13 protein-coding genes and 2 tRNA genes are annotated in these 15100 nt (G+C 32.2%); 8 read left to right on the top strand and 7 right to left on the bottom strand.

Translation table 11 applies throughout. The features are described 5' to 3' along the window. Positions 1–26: 26 nt before the first annotated feature. The 4 genes from TD29_RS12000 to TD29_RS11985 are packed head-to-tail and all read left to right on the top strand — an operon-like array spanning position 27 to position 3581. The gene (locus TD29_RS12000; protein ID WP_040280956.1) at positions 27–1193 is read left to right on the top strand and encodes a trans-sulfuration enzyme family protein; all 1167 of its coding nucleotides are present in this window, start codon (positions 27–29) and stop codon (positions 1191–1193) included. Further along, complete coding sequence (gene rlmF, locus TD29_RS11995) at positions 1186–2076, top strand: 23S rRNA (adenine(1618)-N(6))-methyltransferase RlmF (protein WP_052467094.1); 891 nt, start codon at positions 1186–1188, stop codon at positions 2074–2076. Before TD29_RS12000 ends, rlmF begins: the two co-directional genes overlap by 8 nt. Before the next feature lie 42 nt (positions 2077–2118). Further along, a complete protein-coding gene (bshB1, locus tag TD29_RS11990; protein WP_040280953.1) occupies positions 2119–2835 on the top strand; it encodes a bacillithiol biosynthesis deacetylase BshB1 in 717 nt (238 codons plus the stop codon). A gap of 5 nt (positions 2836–2840) precedes the next feature. Further along, the gene (locus TD29_RS11985) at positions 2841–3581 is read left to right on the top strand and encodes a hypothetical protein (RefSeq protein WP_040280952.1); all 741 of its coding nucleotides are present in this window, start codon (positions 2841–2843) and stop codon (positions 3579–3581) included. Positions 3582–3647: 66 nt separating this feature from the next. On the opposite strand, the gene TD29_RS11980 is transcribed toward TD29_RS11985, so the two are convergent. From TD29_RS11980 to TD29_RS11950, 7 genes are all read right to left on the bottom strand, one after another. Beyond that, positions 3648–3723: transfer RNA gene (locus TD29_RS11980), tRNA-His, on the bottom strand. A 117-nt stretch (positions 3724–3840) separates the two neighbouring features. Continuing rightward, positions 3841–4974, bottom strand: a complete 1134-nt coding sequence (locus tag TD29_RS11975; RefSeq protein ID WP_040280951.1) for a sterol desaturase family protein — start codon at positions 4972–4974, stop codon at positions 3841–3843. A 163-nt stretch (positions 4975–5137) separates the two neighbouring features. Next, a complete protein-coding gene (locus tag TD29_RS11970; protein ID WP_040280949.1) occupies positions 5138–6700 on the bottom strand; it encodes a M28 family peptidase in 1563 nt (520 codons plus the stop codon). Positions 6701–6796: 96 nt separating this feature from the next. Then, positions 6797–7831 carry a M28 family metallopeptidase gene (locus TD29_RS11965; RefSeq protein ID WP_040280947.1) on the bottom strand — a complete coding sequence of 345 codons (1035 nt, stop codon included), beginning with the start codon at positions 7829–7831 and terminating at the stop codon, positions 6797–6799. Between the two features lie 80 nt (positions 7832–7911). Further along, the gene (locus TD29_RS11960) at positions 7912–8268 is read right to left on the bottom strand and encodes a DUF2232 domain-containing protein (RefSeq protein WP_040280946.1); all 357 of its coding nucleotides are present in this window, start codon (positions 8266–8268) and stop codon (positions 7912–7914) included. Between the two features lie 4 nt (positions 8269–8272). Continuing rightward, entirely contained in the window at positions 8273–9052 is a 780-nt protein-coding gene (locus TD29_RS11955; protein WP_040280945.1) for a DUF3108 domain-containing protein, read from the bottom strand. Between the two features lie 282 nt (positions 9053–9334). Continuing rightward, positions 9335–9419 (bottom strand) — tRNA-Ser (locus TD29_RS11950). Between the two features lie 175 nt (positions 9420–9594). On the opposite strand from TD29_RS11950, the gene TD29_RS11945 reads away from it, so the two are divergent. The 4 genes from TD29_RS11945 (at position 9595) to TD29_RS17975 (ending at position 14896) form a co-directional block, all read left to right on the top strand. Next, positions 9595–10224, top strand: a complete 630-nt coding sequence (locus tag TD29_RS11945) for an NAD(P)H-dependent oxidoreductase (protein WP_040280944.1) — start codon at positions 9595–9597, stop codon at positions 10222–10224. A gap of 85 nt (positions 10225–10309) precedes the next feature. Further along, entirely contained in the window at positions 10310–10726 is a 417-nt protein-coding gene (locus TD29_RS11940; RefSeq protein WP_040280942.1) for a thioredoxin family protein, read from the top strand. An 8-nt stretch (positions 10727–10734) separates the two neighbouring features. Further along, positions 10735–11931 carry a DegT/DnrJ/EryC1/StrS family aminotransferase gene (locus tag TD29_RS11935; RefSeq protein WP_040280941.1) on the top strand — a complete coding sequence of 399 codons (1197 nt, stop codon included), beginning with the start codon at positions 10735–10737 and terminating at the stop codon, positions 11929–11931. Positions 11932–12022: 91 nt separating this feature from the next. After that, the gene (locus TD29_RS17975) at positions 12023–14896 is read left to right on the top strand and encodes a response regulator (RefSeq protein WP_052467093.1); all 2874 of its coding nucleotides are present in this window, start codon (positions 12023–12025) and stop codon (positions 14894–14896) included. Positions 14897–15100 lie beyond the last annotated feature (204 nt).

Below are 15100 nucleotides of genomic sequence, written 5' to 3'. Positions count from 1 at the left end.
ATTTTAGGGTTACAAATTTAGAATACATGTCAAAGAAAAAATTAGGCTTAAATACCATTTGTACACATATAGGAGAAATCAAAGATAAGCAGTTTAAAGGTGCAGTTTCACCTATATACTTATCAACTTCTTATGAGTTTGAGGATGTTGATATTAAGCGTTATCCACGATACTTTAATACACCAAATCAAGAATTTTTAGCAAAAAAAATAGCAGCACTTGAGCATACTGAAATGGCTCTAATCTTTGGAAGCGGTATGGCAGCAATTAGCCATATGTTTCTAGCCTTTTTACAAAAAGGTGATCATTTGGTGGTTCAAAATACATTATATGGTGGCACGAGTAATTTTATTCGTGAAGAATTTCATAAGTATGGTATTGAATATACATTCACAAATGGTTATGCTGTTGCAGATTTTGAAGCAGCCATTCAACCCAATACTAAGCTAATCCATATTGAAACACCATCTAATCCTTTATTAACCATAACAGACATACAAGGTGTTGCTAATTTGGCAAAATCAAATGGTATTGTAACTTCAATTGATAACACGTTTGCAAGTCCTGTAAATCAAAACCCAATAGATTTTGGAATTGATATAGTCATGCACTCAGCAACAAAATATTTGGGAGGTCATAGCGATATTTTGGCTGGAGCTGTAGCAAGTTCTAAAGAGCATATTGATCGTATTTGGAATGTCTCCAAAAATTTAGGAGGAAGCTTAAGTGATATGACCGTTTGGATGTTAGAACGTAGTATGAAAACATTAGCACTTCGCGTTAAGGCACAAAATAAAAATGCACGAAAATTAGCTAAGTTTTTAGAGCAACATAAAGAGGTTTCTAAAGTTAATTATCCAGGTTTAAAAAGTCATCCACAACACCAATTAGCCAAACAACAAATGCATGATTTTGGCGCAATGTTATCGTTTGAATTGGTTGGTGATATTGATGCCATGGCTTTTATGAAACAACTTCAATTAATTAAACCATCCATGAGTTTGGCAGGTGTAGAAAGCACCATGTTACTACCTTCTCAAACATCTCACTCACTCTTAACTCAACAAGAACGTGATGCTGTTGGTATAAGTAATCAGTTAATTCGATTCTCTGTGGGAATAGAAACATTTAAAGATTTAAAAACCGATATTAATCAAGCAATAACTAATACTAAATCCGCAACTTTTGCATAAAAACAACAAACATTCTAAAGGTTACGATTTTGAGCTTTTAGTAAAGAGTTTTCCTAAACTAGAGCAATATATATTTACTAATTCCTACGGAAATGTAACCATTGACTTCGCTAAGCCTGAAGCAGTAAAATCGTTAAATACAGCCTTACTAAAACAACATTATGGTATTGATTATTGGGAATTTCCCGATGCCAATTTATGTCCACCAATTCCTGGTCGTGTTGAGTACATCCATGTGTTGCATAATTTGCTTAAGAAATCTGGTGTGAAGAAACACATTACGGTTTTAGATATTGGAACAGGAGCAACCTGTATTTACCCACTTTTAGGACAAGCTGAATATGGATGGCATTTTATCGCTTCGGAAATTGATACACAAGCCCTTCAATCTGCTAAAACGATAATCGCTAAAAATAAGCTTCAAAAAACCATAGAAATACGTCACCAAGATAACGAACAAAATATTCTCACCGGAATTTTAGATCCTAATGAGAAGGTGAGTGCTGTGATGTGTAATCCGCCATTTTATAAAGATGAACAACACGCTAATGAAAGCACGTTGCTCAAACAAAAAGGTTTAGGGAAACAAACCCATAAAGTCGTTCGTAATTTTAGCGGTACAGCGAAAGAATTGTGGTATCCAGGAGGAGAAAAAGCATTTGTACATAATTATTTATATCAAAGTTCATTGCAAAAAACAAACTGTTTTTGGTATACCTGCCTGGTATCTAGAACACAGCACGTGTTAAGTATGGAAACTTCTTTGAAAAAACTAGGAGCCACCAATTTTAAAATTCTTCAAATTGCATTAGGGAACAAGATTAGTAGAGTAGTGGCTTGGACGTTTCTAACAGATGAAGAACAAAAACAATGGAAATCTTAGGCAAAACCCAAGAGTTCATCGTTGAATAAAAATAAAAAGTAAATGAAATTAGATATACTCGCATTTGGAGCACATCCAGATGATATAGAATTAGGATGTGGTGGTACACTAGCAAAAGAAATCGCTAACGGAAAAAAAGTAGGTATTGTAGATTTAACACGTGGCGAACTCGGTACTCGTGGTACAGCGCTAACCAGAGATCAAGAAGCCAATGATGCTTCAAAAATTCTAGGAGCTTTAGTGAGAGAGAATTTAGGATTTGCAGATGGTTTTTTTATCAATGATAAAACACACCAATTGGAAATAATTAAAATGATACGTAAATATCAGCCAGAAATTGTGTTGTGTAATGCTATTGATGATAGGCATATAGATCATGGTAAAGGAAGTAAATTAGTGAGTGATGCTTGTTTTTTAAGCGGACTTTTAAAAATTGAAACTACTATAGATGGTAAATCTCAAGAAAAATGGCGTCCTAAACAAGTTTACCATTATATCCAATGGAAACATATAGAACCAGATTTCGTCGTAGATATTTCAGAATTTATAGACACAAAAATGGCATCAGTGCTTGCCTATAAAACACAGTTTTATGATCCAAATAATACAGAACCTGAAACACCAATTACTAGTAAAAATTTTACAGATAGCGTCGTTTATAGAGCTAGAGATTTAGGACGTTTAATAGGGTCAGATTATGCCGAAGGATTTACCGTAGAACGTTACGTGGCTGTAGACAGCCTATTCGATTTAAAATAATTTAAATGGGTTGGAAATGTTCACTTATTATTATTGAAAATAAAGATCATTTCAACGATGATATTGCTATTTTAAATACAATTGGTAAAGGTGATTATACATACAGTTCTAGCTGTACTTTAGATGAGTGTATCTATCCTAGAGATGAATCTATAAATATTGGTTATTTCAACGGAAATATTATAATTTGTGATGATTATCAACTTACAACCACTTCATTAGAGCGTGCTAGAAACTTAGAATTAACACCTACTGAAAAAGGTTTAATATCACTTTTTCCAGCGTCTGAAATTATTACTGTTGCTTGCCATAGTGCCATAAATTATCATGGCTATTCTTTAATAGAGCATGGTATAAAAACACGGTTAAAAAGCATGTCATCAAATGAAGATAAATTAGAGTTTGGACCTCGATTAGTAGAAGAAAACAAACTCTATAAGAGCTCAAAACTTAAAGATGGTGTTCATTTTTGGACCTATGACAATGATCCTGAGGTATATGCCGAAGACCAACTTATGGAAGAATTTACATTTAAAATTGCTGCTAGACGACTAGGAGTAGCCTTAAATTATGCAGATGGCGAAGCATTAATGGAGCAGGTGATTTTTAAAAAGTATCGCAAAATTAAACCAGAAGTTTCTCAAGAAGAAAAACCTAATAATCAAAAAATTAAATGGGTTAAATATGCTATTATCATTGGTATAATATTGATTTGGCAATTGTTAAAACGTACTGTTTTTTCATAACTATTTAAAAACCAGTAAATTTAGACACAAAAAAAGCTCCTCATTTCTGAGAAGCTTTGTTATTTTGGGTGGAAGACCGGGTTCGAACCGGCGACTTTCGGTACCACAAACCGACGCTCTAACCAGCTGAGCTACAACCACCATTTGTGCACATTTTTTAATGCGTGTGCAAATGTAAATCTTTTCAGTTTTACTACAAAGGTTTTTTTTAATATTATTTACATAAAATTAATGCCTTTGTACTATTGATACTTTTAGACTATCGCTCACTCGCATTCTCTAAATCCTCTTGAGGATTCTTAACAAACGGATATACAAACTGTTTGCCATAACCTTTAGGGTAATGTACATCACCTAAACCAGTACTTTTTGGCCATTCTTTTCCTTCGTCATAATAGGTGCCAAAAATCATATCTATAAATGGAAAATGAATAGCGAAGTTTTTATCATAGGCTTTTGGGTCATCACTATGATGCCAATGATGAAATTGTGGTGTCACAAATACATATTTTAAGAATCCAAAATTTATTCTTGTATTAGCATGAGCTAACACGGCTTGAAAGGAAACAATTACGATATAAGTAAAAAATACCGAACTGCTAAAGCCACACACGTAAATGGGTATAAACGACATGGCGCGAACAACAACCAAATCAAAAAAATGGGTGCGAGAACCTGCTAACCAATCTAGGTTTTTTGTAGAATGATGTACAGCATGAAAACGCCATAAATACGGGGTTTTATGAAAGAAGTAATGTGCGGTATACTGAAATAAATCTGAAACTAATAATGCAATAAACAATTGAGGCAAAAATGGTATAGATTGAATTGTGCTTTGAAAACCGTCTAATCCTATGTTAGCAAATAGTGTAGTTGCAGGATATTGTACAATAACTCCTATAATTTGAATAAATAAATGACTTATAATAAAATAGACTAAATCTGTTCGCCATTCGTCATGAAACTTTGTTTGGTTTAAGCGTTTTGGTAAAAATAACTCGATGGGAATAAATACGATGGCAGAGACTAATACATCTATTAATAGCCAATCTAAACCAATGGTAAACGATTTATCTTGTATTCCTGTGCCTTCTGGTAATGCAGTGCCAATTAAAATAGTTGTAGCTATAATTATGGTAGAGGTAAAGCCGTAGCGCTTTTTCTTGCTGAGAATAAAACTTGTGAAAGCAAATACAAAGGATAGTATTAAAACACCAAGAATTGACCATTTTACAATTTGCGGATTGTAGATGTCTCTAAAATCTTTAGTAGTAAACGTATCTGGAAAGTAAGCACAAATTACGAAGCCTAAGGATACGATGGCTAAAAATATTGATAAGTAACCACTAATTTTGCCTTCGCCTATTTTGAGTCTTGAAGATTGGGTTGTCATTTGTTAGTCTTTTGAGGTTTAAAAAAAATAAAGGTCCAAGATATTAAAAAATAATCTTGAACCTTTACTATTTATTTTGCGTTAGCGATAGCAGCGACATCCTTTTTGCTTTTCGCAAAAAGATACAGCGTATAGCGCGACCCTTTTGGGTAACGCCCAAATACTACTTGTTTTCGGCTTTATCTACAATAAGTCTCGCATCACGATTGGCAACTTCCCAAGCGGTGTAAAATACCAAACGTGTTCTGTTTTCTAGCAAATCATATTGAATTTTATCTGGTGTGTCACCTGGTTGATGATAATCGTCATGCGTGCCATTGAAATAGAAAATCACAGGAATGTTATTTTTAGCAAAGTTGTAATGATCACTTCTGTAATAAAATCGATTTGGGTCATTATCATCATTAAATTTATAATCTAAGGTGATATTGGTATATTTTGTATTCATGGCTTCGGAAATGTCGTGTAACTCAGTACTCAACTTATCACTACCAATGAGATAGAGGTAATTTCTGTCGCCTTCTCGTTTTGGATCTGTACGGCCAATCATATCAATATTTAAATCGGCTACCGTATTTTCTAAAGGAAAAATGGGATCATTATCTGTATAATGTCTAGACCCTAAAAGTCCTTTTTCTTCACCTGTAACATGCAAGAAAAGGATGGAACGTTTTGGGCCATCACCTTTATCTGCTGCAGTTTTGAATGCTTGAGCAATTTCTAAAATTGCGACAGTTCCTGATCCGTCATCATCTGCACCATTATAGACTTGGCCATCTTTAATCCCTTCATGATCTAGATGCGCAGAGATTACGACAATCTCATCGGGTTTTTCGGTTCCTTTTAAAAACGCGACTACGTTTTCTGAATTTACAGCTTCAGATTGACTTTTAATCGTACCTGTAATTTTTGTTGCGATTGTTTTTTTTGTGTCAGATTCCATGATAGCAGGATGGATTGCTAATGCTGTTTTGTTATTAGCCATCATAAATACCATTGGAGGCGTGTTGCTTTTTAATGAGATTCTACCAGCAGTTCCAGAGGCAGCAATACGTTGGTAATATGGACCATATTGTGTAATCATTTCATCATTTAAAAAGATGGCAGCTTTGGCACCATTATCTTGTGCTGCATTTCTTTTTGAAGAGAGTGATGCTCTACCAGAACTCCATTTTGTTTCTTCAGGAGTGCCTGAGGTGATGTAGTTTCCTTGAGCATCTTTTGGTTCACCAGCTTTAAAGATAACTGTTTTACCATAGACATCTTGATCTCTATAATCTGAATAATTTTCAGTATCAATACCGTAACCTACATAAACGATTTCATTAATCTCTATGTGTTGAGAATCTGCACTTCCTAAAACTAGAAAATCGGTGTAGTTTTCTAATTTAGTTCCATTAACAGCGAGTTCTACATTTGGAGCTTTTTGTTTTTCTAAAGGTACATCTTGAAAATAATTATCGCCAGATAATGGAGATGGAATACCCATTTTTATATATTGATCTTTTAAATAATTGACAGCTTTTTTTTGTCCAGGTTCACCAGTCTCGCGACCTTCAAATTCATCTGAAGCATAGATATAAAGCATGTCTTTTAATTCGGCAGATGTAATAGTGTTGCCGTAAATTGTTGGGTCAGCTGGAGTTTTGTTAACTGTTTTTTGATTTGAGCTTCCACAACTTACTAAAAGTAGAGCAGCAGCGAATAGATGTATTCCTGTTTTCATTATTAATGGGTTACAATAGTTAGTGATACGATATTACAAAAATCTACTCCTATTACGTTTAATATAGTTGGGCTTTAAGCAAATTTTAACAACTTGTTAATAGTCTTGATCAACCACAATTCGTTTTTCAGAATTTGCCAAATACCAAGCGGTTGCAAAAATAAGTTTTGTACGTTTTTCTAGTAATTCGTAGTTAATTTTTTCTGGTGTGTCTGTAGGTTCGTGGTAATCTTCATGTTCGCCATTAAAATAGAAAATTACTGGTACACCTTTTTGAGCAAAGTTATAATGGTCTGACCTGTAGTAATAACGGTTAGGATCATTATCACTATTAAATTTATAATCTAATTCTAGGTTTGTAAACTCTGTGTTAGCGGCTTCAGATATATAGTGTAATTCGGTGCTTAATCGATTAGCTCCAATCACATAAATATAATTTTGGTTATCTATATGTGCATCATCAACACGACCAATCATATCAATATTGAGATTTGCAACCGTATTTTTCATTGAGAATACAGGGTATTGTGTATAGTATCTAGATCCATGAAGTCCAACCTCTTCGGCGGTTACATGTAAAAATACAACGCTTCGTTTTGGTCGGTGACCTTCTAAAGCTGCTATTTTAAAGGCTTGAGCCATTTCAAAAACAGCCGCAGTTCCTGAGCCATTATCATCTGCACCATTGTAAATTTCGGTATCTGTATATCCTTCGTGATCTGAATGAGCAGAAATGATGATAACTTCCTCTGGAAATTCGCTACCTTTAATATATGCGATTACATTTTGAGATTTTTTTATGCCATCAGAAAAATAAGATTCAGGTATATGTTGATAATATTTACTGCCAAGAGGAGAAGGAATGGCTTCACTGATATAGTAGTCTTTAATAAATTTTGACGCTTTGTGATGTCCAGGTTCTCCTGTCATTCGTCCTTGAAATTCATCGGAAGAAAAAGCATATACATGTTGTTTTAACTCAGCTTTAGTTATTGTATTGAGGTAGCTGTTTATGGTTTGAGTGTTTTCAAATTCGATATTGTCTTTAAGGAGTTCTATTTTTTTTGAATGTCTCAATGTTGCACACGAACCAACTAGAGTGAGGGATAAAGCAATGAGGTATAATTTCATTATGATAAGGGAATGATGGACTGATTATATTTCAAATAAAACGAAAAAATAAATAATACCGAAACGTTACCTTGAAATATTTAATGGGTGTCAATGTCATCCATTTCAATGTCATCCATTTCTATACCTTCAAGTTCTTCAATAGATTCTTCTTCTAGCTGCTCTTCTTTTTGTTCCATTTGCTCGGTATTACCAACTTCAGAAGTCGTGTAAATCGTTTTATACGTTGTAAGTACTAATGCGATGATTGTCATTAAAAGTACCAACTGTATAGGTTTTTTATGTTGCTTTTTGTCTTTTGATAAAATTAAGGTCAGTACTCCAAATACTAATGCTATAATTGCAGGAATAAATGCAATTTTAAATAATGGAGTAACAGCTAGAATTAAAGCTAAAATTGAAGCTGTAAATCCTAAAATTAAAAATAACTTTTTCATAATATTAGTATTTTAAACCTGTTGCAGATTTGATTTTTAATTCTCCACTACCAACCGCAATTTTAAATTTTGCGAAAACAGGTATTTTATTATCATCTGCCGTAATCCAAATGACGTTGTCGTTATTTCCCTTTAGTATAGAACTATTATTTAACGATATTGCGAGTTTATAGCATTCTTTACTACCAAGTGCAGTATTTAATGTTTCTTTACTTAGAAGCTTTATTCTTACAATAGTTTCTTTATTGTCAAAGAGAACTGTGAAATTTTGACTGTCACCAATATTGGCTTTATGTATATCTAAATTTCTTAAGTGATATAATGTAGTGACTAAATCGCGTGTTGAAGCTCCTATTTTGACTTCTTTTTTAACTTCCCATGTTGTGCCATCTGCTCTTTTTTTACGCATGACACTTGAGACTGTTTTTGTTCTATGACTAAAGGTGTACTTCATGAACTTTTCATAACCACCTTCGTTTATGTCTCTATTGTATAAATAAGGCGTTAATGTTTTTGGACTTACATAGCTTTCATATAAATCTCTTATTTTAAAAAAATTATCCCATTTACTATAGGTTGTTGCTGTACATTTTAATTTTAATAATGTAGATTTTGATGTGTTTACCTCACTAGTTTCCATAGTGACTTGAGCAAGTTCATTAAGTAAACCAGACATATTATAAGATGCCGAATAGGTTAGCTTTTCTCCAGCAACGATGGTTTTATTTTGTGCTAAAGATATATATGAACTCAAAATGATAAATAATGATAGAATAAATTTCATTTAGATAGGTTTAAAGTTATAACGGTTATATCACCATTTATTATGCCAAATGTAGTACGATTAATTGAAATGAGAAAACAGAAAAATATGGAAATGATTTATGAGGAAAGCCAATAAGCCTAAAGCCAAACTTTTTAGCTTATTTGATTACATTTTTTTAATTATGGTGTGTGATTAAAGAAGTAATTGCTGCCAGTTTTCTTTTTAAAACAATATATAGAAGTAAATTGTTTAATATATAAAACAAAAAAACTCATAACTGTCGTTATGAGTTTTTTATTGCGGAGAGTAAGGGATTCGAACCCCTGGAGGTGTGACCCTCAACAGTTTTCAAGACTGCCGCATTCGACCACTCTGCCAACTCTCCAAAGTGTCTCATTGAATTTCTCCAATTGCGAGTGCAAATATAGAACCCTTTTTTAATTCTTTCAAATAAAAATCGATTTTTTTAAAGTATTTAATATTACTATAGAATTATTTTATAGTTCAGGACTTGATTTTGAAGCATCAAAGCGTATTTTTGCAGAAATATAGAAATGTATATGAATACTATAAATCAATTGAAATGGCGTTATGCAACTAAGAAATTTGATGCTTCAAAAGTGCTTTCCGAAGAAAAATTAAATATTTTAAAGCAAGCGTTTAATCTTACAGCAACTTCTTTTGGGTTACAAACTATTAGCCTTTTAATTATAAAAGATAGAATACTTAGACAAGATTTGGTACCACATTCTTATAATCAAAGGCAAGTTGTTGATGCTTCACACTTGCTTGTAATTTGTATTGAAGATAATATTACAGATACAAACATTGATATACATTTTAATAATGTTAAACAAATTAGAGAAACACCAGAGGCAATTTTAAAACCTTTTAGAGACGATTTAAAACAAATGATGCAAGGTAAAACGGTTAAGGAGCGTCAAGAATGGTCTTTAAAACAAGCTTATATTGCTCTAGGAAACCTTATGACGGTTTGTGCTGTAGAGTCTATTGACTCCTGCCCAATGGAAGGCTTTAATCCTGCGGCTTTTGATGAAGTTTTAAATCTAAAAGAGAAAAACCTTAAATCTGTGCTATTATTACCTGTTGGTTTTAGAGCTAACGACGATATGTTTTCTGGTTTTAAGAAAGTAAGAAAACAACTTAATGATGCCGTTATAGAAATGTAAGTAAAACCTTTTAATCTGCTATTGATTTAATTATATTTGTTTCAAACATATAGTCGATATTATTCGCAAAATAAAACAAATTATAATGAAAAAAATAGTATTCATTCTAGCATTAGCTTTTTCTTTACAAATATCTGCTCAAGACAAAGTAAATTGGATTACAGATTATAAAGCTGCTTTACAACAATCTAAAAATCAAAATAAACCAATTTTGGCCTTCGTAACCAATACTCAAAAAACGGAAGCAACACAGCTTTTAAAAACAGAATTTTTTGCTTCTGAAGCTTTTAAAACTATGTCACAAAAAGTGATACTTTTAAAGTTAGATATTTCAGATAAACAATCATATAACGTACGATTAGGTATACATTACCTTAATAAGCAAGCGCCTCTTGGCTTAGCATTGGTAAATAAATATAGTGATAAAATAGGTGATCCTTTAACCGAAATTTCAACAGATAACATTACGAATTTTATCTCATTTGTAAACTCGAAAATCTAAAATAACATATGCCTGGATTTGAATTATTTGGCGATCTAGAACGAAAAGAAGTTAATGATGTTCTAGATAATGGCGTTTTAATGCGCTATGGTTTTGATGGGATGCGAAATGGCCATTGGAAAGCAAAAGAATTAGAAGGAGAATTATCTAAAACCTTTAATACTAATCATGTTCAATTAGTATCTAGTGGTACAGCAGCTGTGTCTGTGGCTTTAGCATCGGCAGGAGTGGGAGCAGGAGATGAAGTTATTATGCCTACATTTACATTTGTTGCTAGTTTTGAAGCGATTATGATGTTAGGTGCTATTCCGGTTTTGGTTGATATTGATGACACCTTAACTCTAAACCCTAAAGCTGTTGAAGCTGCCATAACACCAAAAACAAAAGCAGTTATGGTCGTTCAAATGTGTGGTAGTATGGGAGATTTAGATGCGCTTCAAACCATTTGCAACTCAAATAATCTCTTATTGGTGGAAGATGCTTGCCAAGCAATTGGAGGTACATATAATGGTAAACCTTTAGGTAGCATTGGTGATTTGGGTTGTTTTTCATTTGATTTTGTAAAGACCATTACTTGTGGAGAAGGAGGAGCGGTTATTACAAACAATAACGACTATTATGTAAATGCAGATCATTATAGCGACCATGGTCATGACCACATAGGAAATGATAGAGGTGCAGAAACACATCCTTTTTTAGGCTATAATTTTAGAATTTCAGAATTACATGCAGCTGTTGGTTTGGCTCAAGTTAAACGATTGCCAGAGTTTATTGCCATTCAGAAAAAACATTATTTAATACTTCGAGAAGCTCTTGAAGTCATTCCAGAAGTCACTTTTAGACGAGTTCCAAAAGGTGGAGAAGAAAGTTATGCCTTTTTAAATTTTTTCTTACCAAATATTGAGATTGCTAGAAAAGTGATTGAAGCTTTTAAGGCAAATGGTGTTGATGTATGTTGGAATTATTTTGATAATAATTGGCATTATGTTAGAAAATGGAATCACCTTAAAGATAAAAAATCACTATTTCCTTTATCTGCGGAAATTGAACAAGGTTTAGAAAATATCAAAAACACAACATATGATCAGTCTGATCATTTTATAGGTCGAAACATTTCGTGCCTGATAAAAATGTCATGGACAGAAGACGAGGTTAAAACTAGAGCTTCTAAAATGGTGAGTAGTATAAATTCTGCCTTATTATAATATTTGTAACAAAACGTGTTACAATTGTGATAAACTTAAGTGATTCAATTTCATATTATCGCATATCTTTAAGTGTGAAATTTCATATACTATGAGCTATAGATTTGTAACTCTTTTTTTATTTATATCGTTTGTTTTTTATGGACAAAATCAAAACGAATTAGATTCTGTAAAATCACTTATAAAAACGTCTAGAACCTTTTATAATAAAGGAGAGTTAGATAGTTCTTTTAAGTACGCAAAGATGAGTTATGATTTATCAAAAGCGCTTAAGGTTGATTCTTTACAATTAGAAATAGTAGGCATTTTAAGTAGTTTAGAGCCAGATTTAGAAAAAGCTTTGACCTATTTATCAGAGGCAGAAACCATCGCTATTAAAAACAAGAATTGGAAGCGTTTAGAGAGTATATATCATACTAGAGGAGCAATTTATTATAACAGAACAAATGATGGTAGTGCACTTGTTCATTTTCTAAAATTAGATTCTCTTCTAGAGCTTAGGAATGATAATATTTTCATGGCTGCAATGGCGAAGGAAAGTATTGTAAAAATCTTATATGAAACACGTGGTGTAAACGATACCAGTTTTTTCCCGCAGATGAATAAACATATTGATGATGGGCTTAAACTTGTCAATAAAGGCTTAAAAATTAGCGAAGACAGTCTTAAGATTTATAATGCCTATTATCTTAATGTTCCAGCAGCCATCCTCTACGAAAAGAAAGCTTATGTATATGTTCAAAGAAATAAACCTAGAAAAGCAATTCAGAATTATAAAAAAGCACTTTTAAATACAAGATTTGTCGATACTAATTTTACAGATAACCAACTTAGAAAGTCTTCCATTTATAATGGATTAGGGAATTTATATATTAAAGAAAACCAAGAAGATTCTGCCTTATATTATTACAAAAAGGAGTTAATTGCCATCAATAAAACGACAGATACTTTAAAGCAAGCAGTTGCCAATTATAAAATTGCAGAATTCTATAATCATAACAATGACCCAATAACGGCTTTAAATCACCTTAACATATCTAAGCGTTTAATGAAGAGTGCTTATTTTGTTCGTGAAGAGAACAGATATGACATTCAAGATATTTTTGCCAGCGTTTATTTTAATCTAGGTGATTTTGAAAAAGCATTTAAAGCTTCAGAAAAGGCTAGACATCATCTTTTAGAAATTCAAACAGCATTTAATAAAGAAAACGTATCAGAACTTGAAACAAAATATCAAACAGCCAAAAAAGAACAAGAAATAGCCTTATTAAAATCACAAAATGTAATTATAGAACAACAAAAAAGAAACCAACGAAATTTGCTTTTAGGTGGTATAAGTATTGTTTCTATTGTTGGATTATTTCTGTTTTTTCTATATCGTAACCATCAAAAAACAAATATTAAATTAAAAGAATTAGATCTACTAAAGACAAGTTTCTTTGCTAATATTTCTCATGAATTTCGTACGCCTTTAACTTTAATATCCAGTCCTATTGATGATGTCTTGGCAGACGATACCATTTCAGGAGATAAGCGTCAAAAATTTACTATTGCTAAGCAAAATTCTAATCGACTGTTAGAATTGGTCAATCAATTATTAGATCTATCAAAAATTGATGAAGGTCAATTGAAATTACAGCTTCAGAAAGGAAATGTAATTCAGCACATTTCAGCATTAAGCGAATCGTTCGCATATTGTGCAAAGCAAAAAAATATTACTTATACTATTGATATATCACAAAGCAATGAAACCGTGTGGTTTGATAAAGATGCTATCGAAAAAATTACCGTTAATTTATTATCAAACGCTATAAAATATACTCCAGAAAACGGTTTAGTGACCTGTGTTGTATATTTAGAAAAGAACAAATTATTTCTGAAAATAAAAAATTCTGGAAAAGGGTTAACTGCATTTGAATTAAAACATATTTTTGAGCGCTTTTATCAAACAAATGAGCGAAATCAGGGTTCTGGTATTGGTTTGGCTTTAGTAAAAGAATTAGTTGAATTACATAAAGGAGAGATTAAAGTTTCAAGTATACCTAATAAGGAAACATCATTTAATGTTAGTCTTACTGTTGATAAAAGTAAATTTAAAAATGATGCTATTTATGTGAATTCAATTGATGAGATTCAATTAAAAACACCATCATTTACTGATATTTCAATAACTCATGAGGATGAGGATATCTCTAAAGAAGGAGAATTGCCAATTGTGTTAATTATTGAAGACAATAATGATTTAAGACAGTTACTAAAGCAAATTTTTGAAGACGATTATAATGTCATGTCTGCACCTAATGGAATTATTGGTGTTCAATTAGCTTTAGAACATATACCAGATCTTATTATCTCTGACATAATGATGCCAGAAAAGGATGGGATTACATTAACAAAAGATTTGAAAAATGATGAGCGTACTGCTCACATTCCAATCATATTACTCACTGCTAAAGCAGCAATAGAAAGTCAATTTGAGGGTGTTAATATTGGAGCTGATGATTATATAACGAAACCATTTAATAAGAAATTATTAGTACTAAAAGTTGAAAAACTAATTGAAATAAGACGCAAATTACAATTGCGTTATAGTCAAGAATTGATATTACTGCCAAAAGATATTGCTGTAACTAATTTAGACGAAAAATTTCTTGAAAAAGCACAAATTATATTAGACAAAAACTTAATTGAGCCCAATTTTAATGCCACTAAATTTTCCGAAGAAATTGGTATGAGTCGTATGCAATTGCATAGAAAATTAAAAGCATTAACCGGACTTACAACGTCAGAGTTTATTAGGTCTCAACGTCTTAAATTAGCGGCTCAATTATTAAAAACATCAGATATAAGTATGTCACAGGTTTGTTATTCTGTTGGTTTTAATGACCATTCATATTTTACCAAATGCTTTAAAGATGTTTATAATTGCACACCAACTGAGTATGCCAATCGTATAAACACTTAAATAGCTTCTCCATAATATCACTTCCATTCTCCCTTATCACTGGGATGTTACAATATTTATAGGTCTTGTTACATTCTTCATAGCCTTCTATTGGTCTTCCAATTAGATTTGTAGTGTATGAAAAAAAAACATACTACATATCAAGGCAATATTGACATAATTTCTAGAAGAGTAATCCACCTTAATGTTAATCATTTAGAGCCA

Origin of the sequence: Psychroserpens damuponensis (assembly GCF_000826655.1) — a bacterium.
GTDB classification, from domain to species: Bacteria; Bacteroidota; Bacteroidia; order Flavobacteriales; family Flavobacteriaceae; genus Psychroserpens; species Psychroserpens damuponensis.
The sequence above is the reverse complement of the archived record's forward strand: the minus strand, read 5'-3'. Positions and strand labels throughout refer to the sequence as shown.